The organism is Streptomyces cacaoi (assembly GCF_006539165.1).
Classification (GTDB): Bacteria; Actinomycetota; Actinomycetes; order Streptomycetales; family Streptomycetaceae; genus Streptomyces; species Streptomyces cacaoi.
In genome coordinates this window covers 12,668-34,695 of record NZ_BJMM01000059.1, presented here as the reverse complement: position 1 = coordinate 34,695, position 22,028 = coordinate 12,668, and the positions used below count along the sequence as shown (strand labels likewise).

The 22,028-nt window shown below is 72.2% G+C and carries 17 protein-coding genes; 12 read left to right on the top strand and 5 right to left on the bottom strand.

From position 1 onward, the window contains the following. Positions 1-493, top strand: a 493-nt coding sequence (locus SCA03_RS30915) for a helix-turn-helix transcriptional regulator (protein WP_141275779.1), incomplete at its 5' end; no start/stop codon positions are given. Here the strand turns inward: SCA03_RS30915 and SCA03_RS35365 are convergent. The 3 genes from SCA03_RS35365 to SCA03_RS30905 form a co-directional block, all read right to left on the bottom strand. After that, positions 462-635 (bottom strand): DUF6191 domain-containing protein, encoded by a 174-nt coding sequence (locus SCA03_RS35365; RefSeq protein WP_169729594.1) that lies wholly within the window; start codon positions 633-635, stop codon positions 462-464. The two genes, SCA03_RS30915 and SCA03_RS35365, sit on opposite strands and share 32 nt — an antisense overlap. Before the next feature lie 204 nt (positions 636-839). Further along, a complete protein-coding gene (locus SCA03_RS30910) occupies positions 840-1,997 on the bottom strand; it encodes a PQQ-dependent sugar dehydrogenase (protein ID WP_086813896.1) in 1,158 nt (385 codons plus the stop codon). 246 nt (positions 1,998-2,243) lie between these two features. Next, on the bottom strand, positions 2,244-3,239 hold the full coding sequence (locus SCA03_RS30905; RefSeq protein WP_086813894.1) for an aldo/keto reductase: 996 nt from the start codon (positions 3,237-3,239) through the stop codon (positions 2,244-2,246). Between the two features lie 253 nt (positions 3,240-3,492). Here SCA03_RS30905 and SCA03_RS30900 point away from each other — a divergent pair, with 253 nt between their 5' ends. From SCA03_RS30900 to serA, 6 genes are all read left to right on the top strand, one after another. After that, on the top strand, positions 3,493-4,446 hold the full coding sequence (locus SCA03_RS30900; protein WP_030884452.1) for a 2-hydroxyacid dehydrogenase: 954 nt from the start codon (positions 3,493-3,495) through the stop codon (positions 4,444-4,446). A gap of 528 nt (positions 4,447-4,974) precedes the next feature. Then, positions 4,975-8,049, top strand: coding sequence for a putative bifunctional diguanylate cyclase/phosphodiesterase (locus SCA03_RS30895; RefSeq protein WP_371864016.1), 3,075 nt, complete (start codon positions 4,975-4,977; stop codon positions 8,047-8,049). Between the two features lie 238 nt (positions 8,050-8,287). Then, positions 8,288-10,153 (top strand): acetolactate synthase large subunit, encoded by a 1,866-nt coding sequence (locus SCA03_RS30890; RefSeq protein ID WP_030893663.1) that lies wholly within the window; start codon positions 8,288-8,290, stop codon positions 10,151-10,153. A 37-nt stretch (positions 10,154-10,190) separates the two neighbouring features. Then, on the top strand, positions 10,191-10,715 hold the full coding sequence (ilvN, locus tag SCA03_RS30885; protein WP_030884444.1) for an acetolactate synthase small subunit: 525 nt from the start codon (positions 10,191-10,193) through the stop codon (positions 10,713-10,715). 81 nt (positions 10,716-10,796) lie between these two features. After that, positions 10,797-11,795 carry a ketol-acid reductoisomerase gene (gene ilvC / locus SCA03_RS30880; protein WP_030893665.1) on the top strand — a complete coding sequence of 333 codons (999 nt, stop codon included), beginning with the start codon at positions 10,797-10,799 and terminating at the stop codon, positions 11,793-11,795. Positions 11,796-12,155: 360 nt separating this feature from the next. Beyond that, a complete protein-coding gene (gene serA / locus SCA03_RS30875; protein ID WP_030884438.1) occupies positions 12,156-13,745 on the top strand; it encodes a phosphoglycerate dehydrogenase in 1,590 nt (529 codons plus the stop codon). Between the two features lie 115 nt (positions 13,746-13,860). Here serA and SCA03_RS30870 read toward each other — a convergent pair whose 3' ends face one another. Beyond that, complete coding sequence (locus SCA03_RS30870; RefSeq protein ID WP_086813892.1) at positions 13,861-14,433, bottom strand: CGNR zinc finger domain-containing protein; 573 nt, start codon at positions 14,431-14,433, stop codon at positions 13,861-13,863. Positions 14,434-14,534: 101 nt separating this feature from the next. Here SCA03_RS30870 and SCA03_RS30865 point away from each other — a divergent pair, with 101 nt between their 5' ends. Beyond that, on the top strand, positions 14,535-15,758 hold the full coding sequence (locus tag SCA03_RS30865) for an epoxide hydrolase family protein (RefSeq protein WP_086813880.1): 1,224 nt from the start codon (positions 14,535-14,537) through the stop codon (positions 15,756-15,758). Here the strand turns inward: SCA03_RS30865 and SCA03_RS30860 are convergent. Beyond that, on the bottom strand, positions 15,721-16,983 hold the full coding sequence (locus tag SCA03_RS30860) for a PucR family transcriptional regulator (protein WP_086813878.1): 1,263 nt from the start codon (positions 16,981-16,983) through the stop codon (positions 15,721-15,723). The two genes, SCA03_RS30865 and SCA03_RS30860, sit on opposite strands and share 38 nt — an antisense overlap. 308 nt (positions 16,984-17,291) lie before the next feature. Here SCA03_RS30860 and SCA03_RS30855 point away from each other — a divergent pair, with 308 nt between their 5' ends. The 4 genes from SCA03_RS30855 to SCA03_RS30840 all read left to right on the top strand — a co-directional run bounded on the left by SCA03_RS30855 (position 17,292) and on the right by SCA03_RS30840 (position 21,908). Further along, positions 17,292-18,218, top strand: a complete 927-nt coding sequence (locus tag SCA03_RS30855) for a proline dehydrogenase family protein (protein WP_030884426.1) — start codon at positions 17,292-17,294, stop codon at positions 18,216-18,218. Between the two features lie 187 nt (positions 18,219-18,405). Then, positions 18,406-20,037, top strand: a complete 1,632-nt coding sequence (pruA, locus tag SCA03_RS30850) for an L-glutamate gamma-semialdehyde dehydrogenase (protein WP_030884423.1) — start codon at positions 18,406-18,408, stop codon at positions 20,035-20,037. A gap of 428 nt (positions 20,038-20,465) precedes the next feature. Further along, entirely contained in the window at positions 20,466-20,657 is a 192-nt protein-coding gene (locus tag SCA03_RS30845) for a hypothetical protein (protein WP_030884419.1), read from the top strand. Between the two features lie 195 nt (positions 20,658-20,852). Then, positions 20,853-21,908, top strand: coding sequence for a 3-isopropylmalate dehydrogenase (locus tag SCA03_RS30840; RefSeq protein ID WP_030884417.1), 1,056 nt, complete (start codon positions 20,853-20,855; stop codon positions 21,906-21,908). Positions 21,909-22,028: the final 120 nt, after the last annotated feature.

Here is a 22,028-nt window from a genome sequence, read left to right as displayed (position 1 = left end):
CCCGCCACATTCGGCCGGGGCGGACGGGGCTTCGCCCTCCGCCGCGGATCCGGCCGTTCTGCTGCGCCGGGCCCATGCCACCGCCGTCCACCTCGGCGCCCTGCCGCTGCGGACCGAGGCCGAACAGCTCGCCACCCGCGCCAGGATCGAGCTGTACGGCACGGAACCCGCCGGCACCGCTGCGGACGGCTCAGCCCGGGGAGAGGAACCCGCTGCCGAGGCGGCCACCACCCCACCCGGTCCCGAGGACCCCGCCGCCGATGCCGCGGAGAGCTTCGGGCTCACCGGCCGCGAACGGGACGTGCTGGAACTGCTGGCCGAGGGCCGCAGCAACCGTCAGATAGCCGAGCGGCTCCACATCTCGCCCAAGACGGCGAGTGTGCACGTCTCACACATCCTCGCCAAGCTCGGCGTCACCGGCCGGGGCGAGGCCGCGGCCATGGCCTTCCGGCTGCGGCTGGTCAGCCGCGCCGCGACTGCCGTGGACGGATGACGACCCGCCCGGAGGCCAGATCCACCGGCCCCTCGCCGGGATCCTGGCTGCCCTCCTCGTAGCGGGCGTGCTCCAGCCGCTTGCGCTCGTCGTCGGTGTGCCGCCGTCCCGGCGCGAACAACTCCTCGATCAGATTGAACATCCGGGGCCCCTCGTGTCTGCCATCCGCGCTGTCTCCGCCCTCTGCACCCTGCCCGTGCGCTCCACGCCGCCCGTGCCCGGGCGGCCCGTACCGGCGCCGTCCGCGTCCACGCCGGCCGTGCCCGCGCCTGTCCGTCCTCGCGCCCTTCCGTGTCCACCGTCTCCGGGAGACCGGCCCGCCGGAAGGGCCGCGACCTGCCCGCGCTCAGCGGATCTTGACGCGCAGGATCCGGTCGTCACCCTTCTCCGGCGAGCCACGCCCGTCCGTCTCGCTGGTCACCAGCCACAGCTCGTCCTTGGCCGACGGGTCGGCGACGACGGTGCGGAGCCGGCCGTACTTCCCCTGGAGAAACGCCTGCGGCTCGGCCGCGGGTTCCGCCCCGTCCAGCGGGATACGCCACAGTCGCTCCCCGCGCAGCCCGGCCATCCACACCGAGCCCCGCGCCACGGCGAGCCCGCTCGGCGAGGCGTCGGCGGTGCGCCACTGCTCCACCGGGTTCTTGAAGCGCTTCTCCTCGCTCTTGCCCTCGGCCTGAGGCCAGCCGTAGTTGCCGCCCGGCTCGATGCGGTTCAGCTCGTCCCAGGTGTCCTGGCCGAACTCGGAGGCCCACAGCCGTTTGTCGTCGTCCCAGTCGAGCCCCTGCACATTGCGGTGGCCCCAGGAGTAGACGACGGAGTCGGCCTCCGGGTTGCCCTGCCCCGGCGGCTCCCCGTCCGGGGTCATCCGCAAAATCTTGCCGCCCAGCGACTTCTTGTCCTGCGCCAGCCCCTTCTCGCCGGACTCGCCGGTACCGGCGTACAGCATCTTGTCCGGGCCGAAGGCGATCCGCCCGCCGTTGTGCAGGGTCCCCTTCGGAATGCCCTTGAGTACGGTGCTGGGCGCGCCCAGCCGGCGCCCGGGCTCCTTCTCCGGGTCGTACATCATGCGCACGATGCGGTTGTCCGAGGCGGTGGTGAGATAGGCGTACAGCATCCGGTCGTCGCCGGGCTGGAAGGCGAGCCCCATCAGCCCGCCCTCGCCGCCGGGCTCGACCCCGGGCACGGTCCCGGCCTCGGTCTTCTTCCCGCTGTCCCCGTCGATGTGGGTGATCTTGCCGCTGTCGCGGGAGGAGACGAGCAGATCACCGCCCGGCAGCGGCGCCAGGCCCCACGGCGAGTCCAGGCCCTCGGCGACCGTCCCGATCACCTTCGCCGAGCCCTTGGCGGGCGCCGCCGTGCTGTCCCGGGGTGCGCGGGTGCTCTCGCCGGCCTTGGGGGTGCGCTGTCCGCCGTCCCCGCCCTCGTCCCCGTCTCCGCCCGAACATCCGGCGGCCAGCACCGCGGTCAGCGCCAGCCCCACGCCCACACCCGTCGTACGTCGCACGTCCGGCTCCTCCTCGATCTCGGCGGCGGCCCCCAGGGGATCACATCGGCGGCCCCGTGCGGACCCCGTCGCACCGACCGGACGCCCGGGGACACCCGCCCGGTCTCCGGCCCCGCACCCGGCGGGCGCGCGGGCGGGAGCGCGGCCGGAGCAGCGGGCGGCACAGCCGGACGGATCGGCCGGGGCGGCGCTCGGCGCAGGAGCCGGGGCGACGGCGGGGACGACGCCGCGCGGGGAAGCCGGGGCTCAGTCCCAGGAGCCGAGGGCCGCGGGCAGGGCGTCGATCTCCGCCCGGTCCTCGGTGGAGAGGACGAGGTCGCTGCTGGCGGCGTTCTCCGCCGCCCAGTGCGCCTTCTTCGTCCCGGGCACGGGGATCACATGCCGGTCCTGCCCCAGCAGCCAGGCGAGCGCCACCTGTGCGGGAGTGGCGTTGCCGTGCCGTCGGGCCACCCGCCGCAGCCCGGCGACGATGGGCTGGTTGGCGGCCATCATCTCCGCGGTGAAGCGCGGGTGGCGGGCGCGTACGTCGTCCGGTTCGAAGCCGCCGCCGGTGGTCAGCGCGCCGGTCAGATACCCGTTGCCGAGCGGCATGGCCGCCAGGAAGCCGATGCCGCGCGCCGTGCACCAGGGCAGCAGGCTCGTCAGCGCCTCCCGGGACCACACGGACAGCTCGGCCTGGACGGCGCTGACGGGGAACACCTGCTGGACGCGCTCCAGTTGGCGGATCGTTCCGTCGTGGATGCCCCTCCCGGTGCGCCGCTCCGCGCGGGCGCCCACGGCGCAGACCCCCAGCGCGCGCACCTTTCCGGCCGTCACCAGGTCCGCCATCGCACCCCAGGTCTCCTCGACGGGGACCTCCGGGTCGGCGCGGTGCAGCTGGTACAGGTCGATGACATCGGTCTGGAGCCGCCGCAGCGAGGCGTCGCAGGCCCGCTTCACATAGCTGGGGCGCCCGTTGGCGACGATGTGCTGATCGCCCACCAGCAGGCCGCACTTGGTGGAGACGAACGCCTCCGCGCGCCGCTCCCGCAGCACCCGGCCCAGGAGGAGCTCGTTGGTGAACGGCCCGTACATGTCGGCGGTGTCGAGCAGGGTCATGCCCCGGTCCAGCGCGCTGTGGACGGTACGCAGGGACTCCTCCCCGCGCTGCTGGGAGGCGGAATAGGCCCAGTTCATCGGCATGCAGCCGAGGCCCACGGCGCCCACGCCGAGGGCCGACGCGCCGATCGTTCTGCGCTCCACCTGGACGTGCTCCCTCCTGACCGCCCACAAAACTAGCGGGTGCGGCGGGCGCCCCTCGCACGCCCTCCGAGCCGCCGCTCCGCCCTCACGTCATGGGGCGCGGGGGAATTAGGGTCGCCCCGTGGTCAACTTCGTCAACGAGGTCAACGAGAGCAACGAGACCGGCACGGTTCCCGGGATCACCCGGCCCCCCGAGGCCGACGGGGCGGACGGGGCCGCCGCGGGCGGTACGGCTCCCGCGCGGGAGGTCTGGCTGCCGCTGCCGCCGGGCTCCGTCGACGGCCTTCCGGGTTCCTTGACGTACCACTACTGGAACGGCGAGGAGGACTACCCGGCGGACCCCGCCGACTGCGCCTTCTACGTCCCCCCGTACGGCAAGGGTGCTGAGGTCGCCGTACGGCCCCTCCCGCTGATGACGGGGCTGGAGGTCGTCCAGACCCTCACGGCGGGGGTCGATCACCTCGCCTCCGCGAAGGGGCGGTTGCCCGCGGGTGTCCGGGTGCACAACGCCCGGGGGGTGCACGACGCGAGCACGGCGGAGCTCGCGCTGGCCCTGACCCTAGCTGCCCTGCGTAATCTCCCGGAATCGGTGCGTGCACAGCAGTACGGCCGGTGGCGCTCCCGGGTGGATCCCGCGCTGGCGGACAGCACGGTGGTGATCGTCGGGTACGGCGCCATAGGAGAGGCGGTCGAACGGCGGCTGCTGCCCTTCGAGGTGGCGGCCGTGCACCGGGTGGCCCGCCGGGCGCGGAATGCGCCGCTGGGTCCGGTGCGGCCCGTGGCGGATCTCGGTCAACTGCTGCCGGACGCCGATGTGGTGATCCTCACCACGCCGCTCACCGAGGAGACCCGCGGCCTGGTGGACGCCGGCTTCCTGGCACGGATGAAGGACGGAGCATTGCTGGTCAACGTGGCCCGCGGGGGAGTGGTGGACACCAAGGCGCTGCTCGCCGAGGTGGGTTCGCCGGCGTCGGCGCCGGGCGCGGAGGACGGGGTTCCGGGGCGGCTGCGTGCCGCGCTGGATGTCACGGATCCGGAACCGCTGCCCGCGGAGCATCCGTTGTGGCGCATACCCGGAGTGCTGATCACCCCGCACGTCGGCGGGAACACGGCGGCGTTCGCGCCGCGGGCCGAGCGGCTGCTGCGGGCACAGTTGAGACGCTGGGTGGCCGGTGAGCAACTGGAGAACGCGGTGGCCGTGGCGTAGCCGCCGTAAACCCCGAAATGGCCGTCGGAAGCCACGCTACGCACGCGTACGACTCCGCCCTGTACCGAAAGAGCCTGTTGTCGTTACCGTCTGTATTGGGACTATGTCCCAGAGTGACGAACCTGGTGTATCGTCCCGACTGGGGGCGAAACCCGGACACGAGGGGGGCGACGGGCGAATGCACGAGCAACGGACGAACTGTCGCGAGCGGCACGGACGCCGCACGCAACCGGACCCCAACCGCCTGACGATCACGCCGAGTTCCGCCGGTAACCGGCCGGTCCGGCACCACGACTGCCGCCAGAGGCGCCCGGTCGCACGGGGGACACGATGACCGCCCACGAAGCAGCTCCCGGGAGGAGCCGTTACTCGGTTGCGGATTTCACGGGGCGCACCCACCACGCGCCCGCCGACACGGGCTCCCGCACCACCCCCCGCGCCGCGGTGCATCCGCGGCCCGGCGCGGCCCGGTCCGAACAGAAGGCCGCCCAGGGTGTGCTGCCGCAACTGATCCTGGCCGGTGTGTGCATGGCCTACGCGGTGGGCGCGGCGTTCGGCTGGGGCTCGCGGACGGTGGCCCTGTTCATGGGGGACTTCGGGCTGAGCCTGGCGGCGCTGCTCGCCTCGGCCTCCTGCCTCTGGTACGCGCGGAACCTGCCCGCCACCCGGCCGGCCGGGCCGGACGCGGCCCCCGGCGGCACGGGCCTCCGGGACGGAAGCCGCCCGGCATGGGTGCTGTTCGGCATCTCCTCGTTCATGACGGCGCTCGGCAACGGGGTGTGGGGCTGGTACGAACTGGTGCTCGGCGAGCAGGTGCCGAGGCCCTCGTCGGCCGACTTCTGCTTCCTGCTCTTCGCGCCGCCCGCCATCATCGGGCTGCTGGTGCTGGCCAAACGGCCCGTCACCCGCGCCGGTTGGGCCTGCCTCGGCCTCGACGCCTGGCTGATCGGCGGCTCCCTGCTGACCCTCTCCTGGTCGCTGGCCCTGGCGCACACCGAGTACTGGCAGGGCGACTCCGTGGCCAGGGCCGCGCTGAACCTGGCCTATCCGCTGCTGGACATCGTGCTCGTCAGCATGGTTCTGGCCCTGCATCTGCGGCGTTCGGCAGCGCAGCGCAGCGCCATCAACACCGCGGTCGGCGCCCTCGCGCTGACGGTGCTGTGCGACGCCCTGTTCACCTCGCCGCTGCTGCGCCAGCACTACTCCTCCGGGCAGCTGCTGGACGCGGGCTGGTTCGCCGGTTCCCTGCTGCTGGCCTACGCGCCCTGGGCGGCCGCCCGCCAGCCCGCGCGCACCGCCGAACAGCCCGGCCCGGTCGCCACCGAACGCGGGGCCGAGGCCCGTGCCACCCACCCCAGCCGTCCGCTGACCGGCTCGCTGGCCGCGATCACGCCGTACCTGGCGGCGGCCGTGTGCACGCTGGGCATCCTGTACAACTCCCTGGACGGCCGGGAGATCGACCGCGTCGTGCTCTTCACGGCCTGCACGGTCGTGCTGGCGCTGGTCGTGCGGCAGGGGATCATGCTGCTGGACAACATCACGCTGACCCAGGAACTCGCCCAGAAGGAGAACCACTTCCGCTCCCTGGTGCAGGGGTCGAGCGACGTCATCATGATCGCCGCCTCCACCGGTGTGCTGCGCTACGTCTCTCCGGCGGCGGCCGGGGTCTACGGGCGGGACGCCGAGGAGCTGGTGGGCTCCGAACTGGCCTGCCTCGTCCACCCGGAGGACCTCGGGCGGGTGCTGCACGAGCTGCGGCGCTTTCTGGCCAGCTCCGCACAGCAGGAGTCCTGCACCCGGATCGAGTGCCGGTTCCGGCACGGCGACGGCCGCTGGCTCAATGTGGAGTCGACCGTCAACCGGTACCAGGGCGGGCTCATCTTCAACAGCCGTGACGTGACCGAACGGGTCCGCCTCCAGGCGCAGTTGCAGCACAACGCCTCGCACGACGCGCTCACGGATCTGCCCAACCGCGCGCTGTTCACCGAGCGGGTGCGCCAGGCGATCGGCGGTCGTCGCGGGGGCGACTGCGGTACCGCTGTCCTCTTCATCGACCTCGACGGTTTCAAGGCCGTCAACGACACCGTCGGCCACCAGGCGGGCGACGAACTCCTGGTGCAGGCCGCGCGCCGGCTGCACGACTCCGTCCGCTCCGGTGACACCGCGGCACGGCTCGGCGGTGACGAGTTCGCCGTGCTGATCCGCGGCGACGGGGAGCCCGGCCAGGCCCCGGACGCCGAACGGGAGCTGCGGATCCACGACATCGCCGACCGGCTGCGTCTGACGCTCTCCGACCCGTACCGCGTCGAGGGCACCGAGGTGCGGGTCGCCGCCTCCATCGGGATCGCCTTCGCCGAGCCGGGCATCACCCCGTCCGCGCTGATGCGCAACGCGGATCTGGCGATGTACCGGGCCAAGCAGGCCGGCAAGGCCCGGGTGGAGCTGTACGCGCCGCAGATGCAGGCCGAGGTCGTCAAGCGTGCCGAGCTGGCGCAGAGACTGCGCAGCGCCCTGCACGACGGGGAGTTCGCGCTGCTGCACCAGCCGATCGTCGAGCTGGCCAGCGGCAAGGTCACCGCGGTCGCGGCGGAGGCACGCTGGCGCTCCGCGCAGGGAATCCTGTTCACCCCGGCGGAGTTCCTGCGCACGGAGGGCGCCTCGCCCCGGGAGGCGCGCGGCGCGAGCGGGGAGCGCGCGGCCGAGGTGAGCCGCTGGATCCTGGAGGAGGCCGTCCAGCAGGCGGCGGCCCGGCGGCGCGCCGGGTACGGGGCGCCGGTGACGGTGCGGCTGCCCGTGCGGCGGCTGACCGAGCCGGGCATGGAGCCGGCGAGCATCGGCGAGCTGCTGTCCCGGCACGGGCTGGCGGCGGTGCCGGGCCCCACCGGCGGCGCGGCCCTGGGCGCGCCCGCCGGGCCGGCCGGGGTGCCGGGCGCGGCCGGTGCGCTGATCCTGGAGCTGTCGGACAGCGATCCGCGGATCCCGCTGGACGAGCTGGAGCGCCGGCTCACGGCGCTGCGCCGGCTCGGGGTGCTCATCTCGCTGGACGGCTTCGGCAGCGGTTACGCGGCGATCTCGGCGCTGCGGCGGCTGCCCGTGGACATCCTGCGGCTGGACCGCGGGCTGACCGACGGCATCGTGGAGTCCGCCCGGCAGCGCAAGATCACCGCGGGGCTGCTGCGGATCGCGGGCGATCTGGGTCTGACGACCGTCGCCGAGGGGGTGGACCTGCCCGAACAGGCCACGCTGCTGGCGGAGATGGGCTGTACGCACGGTCAGGGTGCCGTCTTCTCCGGGCCGCTGGACGAGCACCGGCTGCGGCGGGCGCTGGCGCGCGGGATCTACCCGGTGCCCGAGCCCGGGGCGCGGCGCGGCCCGGCGCACCGGGCGCCGCTCGGCCGGCGCGGTGAGCACGGCGAGGGCGGCGGCGAGGAGACGGCCGGCGGCCGGGAGCACTCGGGAGGGCGTGCGGCGACGGCCACGGCCACCCTGCCGGTGCGGCGGGGCGGGCCCACGGGGCCGGAGCCGGTGACCCGCACGGGGCTGCGACCGCATGCCGATCCCGGGCTCCGACCGCATACTGAGACGCCCGTCCCACCCACTTGACACTCGGGGCTTGACGGGGAGAGGGTCAGTGCCATGCGCACCCGAATTCTCGTACTTGGACAGCGCGTCAGCTGACCGGGACTCCACGGACTCCCGCTCTCAGCGGCGCGCTTCCCCTCGCTTGCCTTTTGGCACGGGGGGTTTTTTGTTGCACCAGCACCTGAGCACTCGCCCGAAAAATCTGCCCAAATCCGCATCGTACGAGCGTCAACCCTCACTCTCCGAGAAGAGATAGCCGATGACCGAGCAGGCCACCGGGGGCCCGAAACCGCAGCCGAGGCCCCGAACCGGCAGCCAGACCAGGGAACACTCCGTTCCTGCGCAGGCCCCTCCGCGCATCACGGGCGCGCAGTCCCTCATCCGTGCTCTTGAGGCAGTCGGTGCCGACACCGTATTCGGGATTCCGGGTGGATGCATCCTCCCCGCCTACGACCCGATGATGGACTCCGCCAAGGTCCGGCACGTGCTGGTGCGCCACGAGCAGGGAGCCGGTCACGCGGCCACCGGGTACGCGCAGGCCACCGGCAAGGTCGGGGTCTGTATGGCCACCTCGGGCCCGGGCGCGACCAACCTGGTCACGCCCCTCGCGGACGCCCATATGGACTCGGTGCCGCTGGTGGCGATCACCGGCCAGGTCGCCACCTCGCTGATCGGGACCGACGGGTTCCAGGAAGCGGACATCTGCGGCATCTCCATGCCGGTCACCAAGCACAACTTCCTGGTCAAGAACCCCGACGACATCCCGCGCACCATCGCCGAGGCGTTCCACATCGCCTCCACCGGCCGCCCCGGACCCGTCGTCGTGGACATCGCCAAGGACGCCCTCCAGGGCTCCACGGTCTTCCAGTGGCCGCCGACCACCGAACTGCCCGGCTACCGCCCGGTGACCAAGCCGCACGGCAAGCAGATCCGGGAGGCCGCCAAGCTGATCGGCGAGGCGAACCGGCCCGTGCTCTACGTCGGCGGCGGCGTCCTCAAGGCCGGTGCCACCGCCGAGCTGAAGGTGCTCGCCGAGCTGACCGGCGCCCCCGTCACCACCACCCTGATGGGCATCGGCGCCTTCCCCGACACCCACCCGCAGCACCTGGGGATGCCGGGCATGCACGGGACGGTGGCGGCGGTCACGGCGTTGCAGAAGTCGGATCTGATCGTCGCGCTCGGTGCCCGCTTCGACGACCGCGTCACCGGCAAGCTGGACTCCTTCGCCCCGCACGCCAAGGTCGTGCACGCCGACATCGACCCGGCCGAGATCGGCAAGAACCGGATCGCCGATGTGCCGATCGTCGGTGACGCCCGCGAGGTGCTCGCCGATCTCGTCGTCGCCCTCCAGGAGACGCCCGGCGCGGTGCGCGAGGACCGCTACACCGACTGGTGGGAGCTGCTGGACCGCTGGCGCAGCGCCTACCCGCTGGGCTACGACCGGCCCGAGGACGGCTCGCTCGCCCCGCAGCAGGTCATCCAGCGCCTCGGTGAACTGGCCCCCGAGGGCACGGTGTTCGCCGCCGGCGTCGGCCAGCACCAGATGTGGGCCGCGCACTTCATCGACTACGACCAGCCCGCCACCTGGCTCAACTCCGGCGGTCTGGGCACGATGGGCTACTCCGTGCCGGCCGCGCTGGGCGCCAAGGTCGGGATGCCGGACCGCACCGTGTGGGCGATCGACGGCGACGGCTGCTTCCAGATGACCAACCAGGAGCTGGTCACCGCCGCGCTCAACGGCGCACCGATCAAGGTCGCGATCATCAACAACGGCGCCCTGGGCATGGTGCGCCAGTGGCAGACGCTCTTCTACAACGAGCGCTACTCCAACACCACCCTGCACAGCGGCGACGGTGCCGCGGACGCCCCGGCCAAGGGCACGCGCGTCCCCGACTTCGTCAAGCTCGCCGAGGCCATGGGGTGCGTCGGCATCCGCTGCGAGGACCCCGACCAGCTGGACGCGGTGATCGAGAAGGCGAACGCGATCAACGACCGGCCCGTCGTCGTCGACTTCATCGTCCACGAGGACGCGATGGTCTGGCCGATGGTCGCCGCCGGCACCTCCAACGACGAGGTCATGGCGGCCCGCGGGGTGCGGCCCGACTTCGGTGACAACGACGACTGAGACGGATCGAGAAGGTCCACGAACGGAAGGCCCACCGATGTCCAAGCACACGCTCTCCGTGCTGGTGGAGAACACCCCCGGCATCCTGGCCAGGATCGCCTCGCTCTTCTCGCGCCGCGGCTTCAACATCGACTCGCTCGCCGTCGGCGTCACCGAGCACCCCGACATCTCGCGCATCACCATCGTGGTGAATGTCGAGGACCTGCCGCTGGAGCAGGTCACCAAGCAGCTCAACAAGCTGGTCAACGTTCTCAAGATCGTCGAGCTGGAGCCGGGTTCGGCCGTGCAGCGCGAACTCGTCCTGGTGAAGGTCCGCGCCGACAACGACACCCGCTCGCAGGTCGTGGAGATCGTCCAGCTCTTCCGCGCCAAGACCGTCGACGTCTCGCCCGAGGCCGTGACCATCGAGGCCACGGGCAGCAGCGACAAGCTGGAGGCGATGCTGAAGATGCTGGAGCCGTACGGCATCAAGGAACTGGTGCAGTCCGGAACCATCGCCATAGGACGAGGCGCCCGCTCCATCACCGACCGGAGCCTGCGCGCCCTGGAACGTACCGCGTGACGTGTCCGCCCCCGCCCCTCAACGCCCAGCCCGCGTCATAGGTTGGGCAGCACCATCCCTGAACACAAGGAGAATTCCCCAGTGGCCGAGCTGTTCTACGACGACGACGCCGACCTGTCCATCATCCAGGGCCGCAAGGTCGCGGTTCTCGGCTACGGCAGCCAGGGCCACGCCCACGCGCTGTCGCTGCGCGACTCGGGCGTCGATGTCCGCGTCGGCCTGCACGAGGGGTCGAAGTCCCGGGCCAGGGCCGAGGAGCAGGGCCTGCGGGTCGTCGCTCCCGCCGAGGCGGCCGAGGAAGCGGACGTCATCATGATCCTGGTCCCGGACCCGATCCAGGGCAAGGTCTACGAGGAGTCCGTGGCCCCGCACCTGAAGGAGGGCGACGCGCTCTTCTTCGGGCACGGCCTGAACATCCGCTACGACTTCATCCAGCCGCCGTCCACCGTCGACGTCTGCATGGTCGCCCCGAAGGGCCCGGGCCACCTGGTCCGCCGGCAGTACGAGGAGGGCCGCGGTGTGCCGTGCATCGCCGCCGTCGAGCAGGACGCCAGCGGCAACGCCTTCGCGCTGGCCCTGTCCTACGCCAAGGCCATCGGCGGCACCCGCGCGGGTGTGATCAAGACCACGTTCACCGAGGAGACCGAGACCGACCTGTTCGGTGAGCAGGCCGTGCTGTGCGGTGGCACCTCGGCGCTGGTCAAGGCCGGTTTCGAGACGCTGGTCGAGGCCGGGTACCAGCCGGAGATCGCCTACTTCGAGTGCCTCCACGAGCTGAAGCTGATCGTGGACCTCATGTACGAGGGCGGCCTGGAGAAGATGCGCTGGTCGATCTCCGAGACCGCCGAGTGGGGCGACTACACCTCCGGCCCGCGCGTGGTCAACGAGCAGACCAAGGCCGAGATGAAGAAGATCCTGGGCGACATCCAGGACGGCTCCTTCGCCAAGAACTGGATGGCCGAGTACAACGCCGGCCTGCCCAAGTACAACGAGTACAAGAAGGCCGACCAGGACCACCTCCTGGAGACCACGGGCAAGAAGCTCCGCTCCCTGATGTCCTGGGTGGACGAGGAGCAGTAAGCCTCCCCGGCCCGGCAGCCCCCGGCCCCCGCGGCGGACCACGGTCCGCGGCGGGGGCCGCGGGGCGCGCGGCCCCAGCGGCACGCGCAGGGGGCGTGCCCCGCAGGCGGGCCCGGCGCCGCGCCCGCGCGGGGCGTGCGGGACGGACCGCCTCCGTGCCGCGGGTATCGGCGCGATCCGCTGAGGCCCTCTTCCCTCCGCCGATAGACTTCTCAGCAGCAAGCGCGCCCAGGCTCACAGCGTCGTGCGTCTGCCCTGCGCCCGCGGGGATGACCCCCTCCTTACGTCTACGGCCGCCGGAGTGCGGCCGGCCACCTGCTCCGCTGCGGCGGGGACGATCCGCCAGGACTTGGAGACCACGTGAGCAAGCCCGTAGTACTCATCGCCGAAGAGCTCTCGCCCGCCACTGTCGACGCACTCGGTCCGGACTTCGAGATCCGGCAGTGCAACGGCGCCGACCGGAGCGAGCTGCTCGCCGCGCTCCCGGAGGCCGACGCCGTGCTCGTCCGCTCGGCCACGAAGATCGACGCCGAGGCCGTCTCCGCCGCCGGACGCCTGAAGGTCGTCGCCCGCGCCGGGGTCGGGCTCGACAACGTGGACGTGCCGGCCGCCACGAAGGCCGGTGTGATGGTGGTGAACGCTCCCACCTCCAACATCGTCACCGCCGCCGAGCTGGCGTGCGGCCTGATCGTCGCCACGGCCCGCAACATCCCGCAGGCCAACGCCGCGCTGAAGAACGGCGAGTGGAAGCGCAGCAAGTACACGGGTGTCGAGCTGAGCGAGAAGACGCTCGGCGTCGTCGGCCTCGGACGGATCGGTGTCCTGGTGGCCCAGCGGATGACGGCCTTCGGTATGAGGGTCGTCGCCTACGACCCGTTCGTGCAGCCGGCCCGCGCCGCCCAGATGGGGGTGAAGCTGCTGTCGCTGGACGAGCTGCTGGAGGTCTCCGACTTCATCACCGTCCACCTGCCCAAGACGCCCGAGACGCTCGGCCTGATCGGTGACGAGGCGCTGCACAAGGTCAAGCCGAATGTGCGCATCGTGAACGCCGCGCGGGGCGGCATCGTCGACGAGGAGGCGCTGGCGGCGGCGCTCAAGGAGGGCCGGGTCGCGGGCGCCGGTCTGGACGTGTACGCCTCCGAACCGTGCACGGACTCCCCGCTGTTCGCCTTCGACCAGGTGGTGTGCACCCCGCACCTGGGCGCCTCGACGGGCGAGGCGCAGGAGAAGGCCGGTATCGCGGTCGCCAAGTCGGTGCGGCTGGCGCTCGCCGGTGAGCTGGTGCCGGACGCGGTGAACGTGCAGGGCGGTGTGATCGCCGAGGACGTCCGCCCGGCGCTGCCGCTGGCCGAGCGGCTCGGCCGGATCTTCACGGCGCTGGCGGGCGAGGTGGCCGTCCGGCTGGACGTCGAGGTGTACGGCGAGCTGACCCAGCACGATGTCAAGGTGCTGGAACTCTCCGCGCTCAAGGGCGTGTTCGAGGACGTGGTCGACGACACGGTCTCCTACGTCAACGCGCCGCTGTTCGCCCAGGAGCGCGGTGTGGAGGTGCGGCTGACGACCTCCAGCGAGTCCGCCGAGCACCGCAACGTCGTCACGGTGCGCGGCACGCTCGCCAACGGCGAGGAGGTGTCCGCCTCGGGCACCCTCTCCGGCCCCAAGCACCTCCAGAAGATCGTCGCGATCAACGACCACGACGTCGATCTGGCGCTGACCGACCACATGGCGTTCCTGCGCTACAGCGACCGGCCCGGCGTCGTCGGCACCGTCGGCCGGGTCCTGGGCGAGGCCGGGATCAACATCGCCGGCATGCAGGTGTCCCGCGCCGAGGAGGGCGGCGAGGCGCTCGTCGCGCTCACCGTGGACGACACCATCGGCGGCGCCGTGCTGACCGAGATCGCCGGCGAGATCGGCGCCACCCAGGCCCGCGCGGTGAACCTCTCCGAGTGAGCACACCCGTCCGTTCGGACGGGACCACGAACGCCGCGGTGTGCGGACCGGCCGGTCCGCACACCGCGGCGTTCGTGTCTGTTCCTCCCCGCCCGTTCCTCCCCGTGCGGCGCGCTCACCCCGCCGCCCCGGGCTCCTTCCGCCGGCCGTGGAACCGCGCCTTCTTCTCGCGGTTCCCGCAGGTGTTCATGTCGCACCATCTGCGGGTGCGGCTCCGGCTGGTGTCGAAGAACGCGGCCCGGCAGGTCGGTGAGGCGCACAGGGCCAGCCTGCCGTCCCGTTCGCCCGCGACGATGTCGATGGCGTCGGCGGCGATCACCCCGAGCGCGTCCTCCACGCGGGCTTCCGGGCCGAGCCCCCAGCGCCGCTCGCCCTCGGGCGTCAGGACCGCTGCGGCCCGCCCCTGGGCGCTGCGCTCATTGATGACGTGGACGGCGGCCGCGGGCAGCGTGTCCCCGAGCGCGGCCGCCGTCGCCGCGGCGTGGATCGACTCCCGCAGTTCCCGGGCGAGTTCGAGCTGGGCCGCCGTGCAGGAGTCCACGGCGAGGCCGTTCACCGCCAGCCAGTCGACGAGCCGTTGCGGCGTGGGGATGCGCTCGACGGCGTCGCCGTGACGCTCCGAGAGCGTGCCCGTGAAGCTGGTCGCCAGCACCTTGCCGAGGCGGAAGTCGGGGAACGCGGCAGGCATGGAACCACCATAGCTGGTTGTCGGGGGCTCGGGGAAACTGCTAGAACCGTCATAGCCGGTTCGCAAGGTCGTAGCAGTCTCCCCCGTGGCCAGGAGGTCTCATGCCCCGTCCCACCAGCGACGTCGAAGCAGTGGAAATCCGCACGAGCCGAGCCGACCTCGACGATCTGCACGCCCGACTGGCCGCGGCACGGCTGCCGGAGGCCGAGACCCTCCCGCGCGCCGCGTCCGGAACCCGCCGGTGGGAACAGGGCGTTCCGCTCGCCGACCTCGTCGACGTCGTGCACTACTGGCGCACCGGGTACGACTGGCGGGCGTTCGAGGAACGCCTCAACCGGACGGGGCAGTTCCGCACGACCATCGACGGCCTGGGCATCCACTTCCTGCACCGCCGCTCCGCGCGCGCCGACGCCACTCCGCTGATCCTCACGCACGGCTGGCCGGACAGCATCGTGCGGTTCATCGACGTGGTGGACGCGCTGGCGGATCCCCAGGACGCGGACGCGCCGGCCTTCCACGTCGTGGTCCCGTCGCTGCCGGGCTTCGGCTACAGCGACAAACCGGCCACCACCGGGTGGGGCACCGAGAAGACGGCGGCCGCGTGGGTCGAACTGATGGGCAGGCTCGGCTACAGCACCTTCGCCGCGCACGGCGGCGACTGGGGAGGCAACATCACCACGGTGCTCGGCGGCAGGTTCCCCGAGCACGTCCTCGGCATCCACACCACCTTCGCCGAGGGGCTGCCCGGATCGACCATGGACGGGCTGACGGCGGTCGAACGCCGATGGGCCGAGGACACCCACCACTTCTGGCGCCACCGTGCGGCGTACGCGAAGCAGCAGGCGACCCGGCCGCAGACCGTCGGCTACGCGCTCGTCGACTCACCGGTCGGGCTTCTCGCCTGGATCCTCGACAAGTTCGCCGAGTGGTCGGACACCGAGGACAGCCCGTTCGAGACGATGTCCCGGGACCGGATCCTGGACGACGTCACCCTGTACTGGCTGACGCGGACCGGCGCGTCGGCGGCCCGCCTCTACCACGAGAGCCACAACTCGCTCGACCCCGGACTCCGCGTCGACGTCCCGTCGGCGCTCACCATGTACCCCCGCGACGTCGAGAAGTGTCCGCGCCCCTGGGCGCAGCAGCGCTACCGGCGGATCGTCCACTGGAGGACCCCCGAAGCCGGAGGGCACTTCCCCTCGTTGGAGGTCCCCGGGTACTTCCTCGCGGATCTGCGGGAGGGCCTCGCGGCCGTGCTGGCCGCGCGGCACGAGCGGCCGACCGCCTTCACGGCCGACGCGACGGCGGCTCCTGGGCGGGGGTGAGCCGTGCGGACTTCAGCGCCATGTGCAGCAGCAGCCGGTCCTCGCCCTCGTCGAGGTCCAGACCGGTGAGGCGTTCGACGCGGGAGAGCCGGTAGTAGAGGGTCTGCCGGTGGATACCGAGGGCCGCGGCCGTGCGCCCCGCCTGGCCGGCGCTGTCCAGGAACACCTCTGCGGTGCGCGCCAGTTCGCGGTGCGCGGGCAGCAGCAGCTCGCGCACCGCGGGATCGGCGGGCGCACCGGAGCCCTCCGCCGGCGCGAGCCGGGTCAGCATCCGGTAGGGGCCGATCGCCTCCCATTCCGCCACGGCCGGGCCGGTGCTGCGGCCGGGGACGGCGGCGGAGCGCTCGGCCCGGGCGGTCCGGGCGGCGGCCAGCGCCTCGTGCCAGGCGAGATGCAGGGTGTCCAGCCCGGCGCGCGGTGCGCTGATGCCGGCGGCCGGCCCGCCCGGGGCGCCCTGCGCGCCGGGGGAGCGCAGCAGCCGCTCGGCGGCGGTGCGGGCGGGCTCCAGCGCGTGCGGGCCGCGCAGCCGGACCAGCGCGGCGAGCGCACCGTCCCGGACGCACTGCGCGGCGATCCGGGGCAGCGCGTGCGGCACCGGTCCGCGGCCGGGCTCCGGGCCCTCGTCGCTCCAGGGCAGCCAGGGCAGCAGGGCCACCAGCGCCACCGGCCCGGTGGCGGCGGAGCCGAGCGCGGCACGCAGCCCGGCGAGCGCCTCGTCCCGCGCCGAGCCCCCGCGCTCGGCCAGGGCGGCGCGCAGCAGTTCGCCGGTGTGCGCCTCGGTACGGGTCTGGGCGGCGAGCAGGGCGCCGGTGCGGTCGGCGACGGCCATGGCGGCGGCCAGCCGGGGGTCGGCGAGGTCGAGGGCGCCGTCGTCCAGCAGCCAGATGTAGCCGTGGACGACGCCGCGGTCGCGTACGGGCAGACAGATCCGCCCGTGCACGACGCCGGCCGCCGGGTCCGGCGGCACCCGGACCGGTCCGGTGGCGCGAGTGATGCCGAAGCTCTCGAAGAAGGTGCGGACGGCGGCGCTGGAGCGGCGCTGGAGGATGGTGCGGGTGCGTACCGCGTCCAGCGCGGGCCCGGTGTGCGCCGCGGTGTCGCCGGCGGGTTCGTCGTCCTCGTGCGCCCCGAAGGCGATCAACGAGAAGTCCCGGCTCTCCAGTGTGGCGGGGGTGCCCAGGAGCTGGGAGACCTCGTCGATCAGCGCCTGGTAGTCCTCGCGCACCCCGTACCTCCGTCGTGCCTCGTGCATGCCCCGCGCACCGCGGGTACCCCGCGCCGGACGGGCTCGGTTCGTCCCGTTCCGCGCGGCATGGTGGTGATGTACCGGCGAAGAGTGGTTGGTCCGGGAAGGCCGGGTTCATCTGCCGCTCTTCGGGCGGTCGCTCTCCATTCTCATACACGTGTCTGAGATGCAGGGCACTGATGCGTGACAGCTGTCGATAGCTGTAGGGCGAAACGGTCCATACATTCTGGATGGCTCCGCGCTTCCGCGCCGTCGAGCCTGCACAAGAACAATTCGTGGAGGTGCCCGTGCTGGGTCCCGTGCTTCTCGCCGCCGCGCGCAGCGACAGCATCCGCCGCCTCGTCTCGGCCGCGCCGGTCACCCGGCCGATGGTGGACCGTTTCGTGGCGGGCGAGCAGCTCGATCAGTGTCTGCGCTCCATCCGGTCGCTGTCCGGCCGCGGTATGGAGGTCACCATCGACCACCTGGGCGAGGACATCACCGACCGGTCCGAGGCGCTCCGCAACCGGGACGCCTATCTGGCGCTCACCGAGGCGCTGGCCGCGGCGGGCCTGGCCGACCGCGCCGAGATGTCCGTGAAGCTCTCCGCCTTCGGGCAGGCGCTCGCGGGCGGTCACGATCTGGCGTACGAGAACGTCCTGCCCGTCGTCGAGGCGGCGGCCGAGGCCGGGACGACGGTGACCCTCGACATGGAGGACCACACCACGGTCGACTCGACGCTCGCCGTCCTCGCCGAACTGCGCAAGCGGTTCCCCGGCACGGGCGCCGTGCTCCAGTCCTACCTGTTCCGCACCGAGGACGACTGCCACGCACTGGCCGGCGAGGGCTCCCGGGTGCGTCTGGTCAAGGGCGCGTACAAGGAGCCGGCCGAGGTCGCGTACCAGGACAAGCGCGAGGTCGACAAGGCGTATGTCCGCTGCCTCAAGATCCTCATGGCGGGCAAGGGCTACCCGATGGTGGGCTCGCACGATCCGCGGATGGTGGCCATCGCACAGGATCTCGCCGGGCGTTACGGTCGGAAGCAGGAGGAGTACGAATTCCAGATGCTCTACGGCATCCGCGAAGCGGAGCAGGAGCGGCTGGTGGCCGAGGGGAACCGCATGCGGGTCTATGTCCCCTACGGCACGGACTGGTACGGCTACTTCATGCGACGGCTCGCCGAGCGCCCCGCGAACATGGCCTTCTTCCTCAGGTCGCTCGTCAGCCGGAGCTGACGTGCTGCCCAGGTCCGTGGCGGCTCTCCGGCCGGGGGTCCGGGGGTTGTCCCCCGGGGGTGGGCAGCCTGAGGTCGCTCGTCAGCCGGAGCTGACGGCTGTCGCGGTCGTGGGTGAGCCGGAGTTGACCGTCCCGCTGACGGACCGCCGAGACTTCTGATTCCGTACCGACGAACAAGGAGCAACCGTGGACGCTGTGACCCAGGTCCCCGCGCCGTACAACGAGCCGGTGCACACCTACGCCCCCGGCAGCGCCGAGCGGGCACGGCTGGAGGCCAAGCTCAAGGAGCTGGCCGACAACCCGATCGAGCTGCCGATGACGATCGACGGCGTCAAGCGGATGGGCGGCGGCGAGCGCGTCGACGTCGTGCAGCCGCACCGCCACAAGGCCGTGATCGGCACCTACGCGAACGCGACCCGGCAGGACGCGCAGGACGCCATCGACGCGGCCCTCGCGGCGGCTCCGGCCTGGCGCGCGATGTCCTTCGACGACCGCGCCGCCATCATCCTCAAGGCGGCCGAGCTGCTGTCCGGCCCCTGGCGCGAGACGATCGCCGCCTCCACGATGCTGGGCCAGTCCAAGACCGCGCAGCAGGCCGAGATCGACGCCCCGTGCGAGCTGATCGACTTCTGGCGCTTCAATGTGCACTTCGCGCGTGAACTCCTCCAGGAGCAGCCGCTGATCCAGCCGAACGGCATCTGGAACCGCATGGACCACCGCCCGCTGGAGGGCTTCGTCTACGCGATCACGCCGTTCAACTTCACCGCGATCGCCGGCAACCTGCCCACCGCGCCGGCGCTGATGGGCAACGTCGTCGTGTGGAAGCCGTCCCCGACGCAGACCCACGCCGCCGTGCTGCTCATGCAGCTGCTGGAGGAGGCGGGGCTGCCGAAGGGCGTCATCAACCTGGTGACGGGTGACGGCAAGGAGGTCTCCGAGGTCGCGATCCCGCACCCGGAGCTGGCCGGTATCCACTTCACCGGTTCGACCGCCACCTTCCAGCACCTGTGGAAGAGCGTCGGCGAGAACATCGCCACCTACCGCTCCTACCCGCGCATCGTCGGCGAGACCGGCGGCAAGGACTTCATCGTCGCCCACTCCAGCGCCGACCCGGCGATCCTGAAGACGGCGATCACCCGGGGCGCCTTCGAGTACCAGGGTCAGAAGTGCTCGGCCGCCTCCCGCGCCTATGTGCCGCGCTCCCTGTGGGAGAACGGCTTCAAGGACGACCTGGTCTCCGAGGTCGAGGGCCTGACCATGGGCGATGTGACGGATCTGTCGAACTTCATCGGCGCCGTCATCGACGACCGTGCCTTCGCCAAGAACAAGGCGGCCATCGACCGTGCGAAGTCGGACCCGAGCTGCGAGATCGTCGCGGGCGGTTCCTACGACGACAGCGTCGGCTGGTTCGTCCGCCCGACGGTGATCGTCTGCTCGGACCCGGAGAACGAGGTCTTCAAGACCGAGTACTTCGGCCCGATCATCGCGATCCACGTCTACGAGGACGAGAACTGGGACGCGATGCTGGACCAGATGGAGTCGGCCTCCGCCTACGCGCTGACCGGCGCCGTCCTGGCGAAGGACCGCGAGGTGGTCGCCGCGGCCTCGGAGAAGCTGCGGTTCGCCGCGGGCAACTTCTACGTCAACGACCGCCCGACCGGCTCCATCGTCGGCCAGCAGCCGTTCGGCGGTGCCCGTGCCTCCGGCACCAACGACAAGGCGGGCTCGAAGTTCAACCTGATCCGCTGGTCCTCGCCGCGCGCGATCAAGGAGACCGCCGTGGCGCCTACCGACTACCGGTACCCGCACATGGGCTGACCCCCCGCAGCCCCTGTGCGATGAGGGCCCGGCCCCTTCCTCCGCCCGTACGGAGGGGGCCGGGCCCGCCCGCGTTCCGGGCCCGTGACGGCCGGGACGCGGGCGCCCGGGGTGACGGACGGGGCGGGAGAGGCGGCCCCGAGGGCGAGTCCGTCTCAGATAGTAGGAAGACCAACTAGTTGGCGAGACAGAACCGCTCACGGCTCCTATCTTTGTAGGAAGCCGAACGTCCCCGCTCGATCGAGCGTTCAGCGGATGTGACGCCCGTGCCCGCGCAGGCCACCCCTGGGGCACCGGCGGTCCCCGCCACGGCTGACGGCAGTTCTCTCCCCTCGCGCGGATCACCCCTCGTGCAGCTCTCCCCGGGGAGCCTCGTGGAGCCTTCCTCGCGGATCTCTTCTCGCGTCGTGCAGAAGGAGTCGCTTTCCATGGCCACGCCCACCGCCACGTCCGCAGCCCCGTCCCGCGCCGCCCGTCCCGCTCACGCCGCCGCTGCCGATTCCTCCCGCCCGGCGTACGCGCCCGGCGCCCGCCGCTCGCACCGCGCCGCACTCCGGCCCACCGACGAGGAGCGCCGACTGGCCACCGAGGCCCTCCAGCGCGCCTTCGACCGCCGCTGAGGCCGCCGCCCGGCAGGGCGCGCGACCTCTCGGGCGCCGTGGGGACCGTCGTGCGCGGCCCCACGGCGCCAACTGCCGCCCGGCGCGCGGGCGTCGGGCGCGGCCACCGCCCGGCCGGAGCGAGCCGGCCGTCCGGAGGCGTCCGTTATATGGACACCCGATGTCACGGCGTGGGACGAGGAGTAGGGTCGGGCCATGTCTTCCAGCACGGACCGCAGCATCAGCCTCGCAGTGATTCCCGGCGACGGGATCGGCCCCGAGGTCGTCGCACAGGGCCTGAAGGTTCTTCGGGCCGTCCTCCCGCAGGACGCCAAGCTGGAGACCCGGGAGTACGACCTCGGCGCCAAGCGCTGGCACGCCACCGGCGAGACCCTCCCGGACGACGAGATGGAGCAGATCGCCGGGCACGACGCGATCCTCCTCGGCGCCATCGGCGACCCGGGCGTCCCCTCCGGCGTGCTGGAGCGCGGCATGCTCCTCAAACTCCGGTTCGCCTTCGACCACTTCGTCAACCTGCGCCCCTCGAAGCTGTACCCGAACACGGACTCGCCGCTCGCGGGCCGGCCGGACATCGACTTCGTCGTCGTCCGCGAGGGCACCGAGGGCCCGTACGTCGGCAACGGCGGCAGCATCCGCAAGGGCACGGCGCAGGAGATCGCCAACGAGGTGAGCGTGAACACCGCGTACGGCGTCGAGCGGGTCGTCCGCGACGCCTACGAGCGGGCCCAGGCGCGCCCGCGCCGGAAGCTGACGCTGGTGCACAAGAACAATGTGCTGGTGCACGCAGGCCACCTGTGGAAGGACACCTTCGACCGGATCGGCCGCGAGTACCCCGAGGTCAGCACCGACTATCTGCACGTCGACGCCGCGACGATCTTCCTGGTCAGCGACCCGGCGCGGTTCGACGTGATCGTCACCGACAACCTCTTCGGTGACATCATCACCGACCTGGCCGCCGCCGTCAGCGGCGGAATCGGCCTGGCCGCCTCCGGGAACATCAACCCGACGCGGCAGTTCCCCTCGATGTTCGAGCCCGTGCACGGCTCGGCGCCGGACATCGCGGGCACCGGCACGGCGGACCCGACCGCCACCGTGCTGTCCGTCGCGCTCCTCCTGCGCCACCTGGGCCTGGGCGAGCAGGCGGACCGGATCGACGCGGCCGTCACCGCGGATCTCGCCGAGCGCGGGAGCGCGGCCGCCCGTACGACCGACGAGATCGGTGACGCTCTCGCCGCGCGAGTAGCCGGCTAGGGCCCGGTCACCGCTGTCAGCGGCCGGGCCCGGCGCCCGGCCGCTTTTCCGCATGCTCTGTGCTAACGGGCGGCCGGGTGCCACCATCGGAATCTGGACCGCCCTCGGTCACCCGCGGCT

Excerpts from the sequence above, each read along its gene's own strand:
- SCA03_RS35365 (WP_169729594.1), bottom strand. The coding sequence starts at position 635 with ATGTTCAATCTGATCGAGGAGTTGTTCGCGCCGGGACGGCGGCACACC.
- SCA03_RS30895 (WP_371864016.1), top strand. The coding sequence starts at position 4,975 with ATGGCCTACGCGGTGGGCGCGGCGTTCGGCTGGGGCTCGCGGACGGTG.
- SCA03_RS30890 (WP_030893663.1), top strand. The coding sequence starts at position 8,288 with ATGACCGAGCAGGCCACCGGGGGCCCGAAACCGCAGCCGAGGCCCCGA.
- ilvN (WP_030884444.1), top strand. The coding sequence starts at position 10,191 with ATGTCCAAGCACACGCTCTCCGTGCTGGTGGAGAACACCCCCGGCATC.
- SCA03_RS30870 (WP_086813892.1), bottom strand. The coding sequence starts at position 14,433 with ATGCCTGCCGCGTTCCCCGACTTCCGCCTCGGCAAGGTGCTGGCGACC.
- SCA03_RS30865 (WP_086813880.1), top strand. The coding sequence starts at position 14,535 with ATGCCCCGTCCCACCAGCGACGTCGAAGCAGTGGAAATCCGCACGAGC.
- SCA03_RS30845 (WP_030884419.1), top strand. The coding sequence starts at position 20,466 with ATGGCCACGCCCACCGCCACGTCCGCAGCCCCGTCCCGCGCCGCCCGT.
- SCA03_RS30840 (WP_030884417.1), top strand. The coding sequence starts at position 20,853 with ATGTCTTCCAGCACGGACCGCAGCATCAGCCTCGCAGTGATTCCCGGC.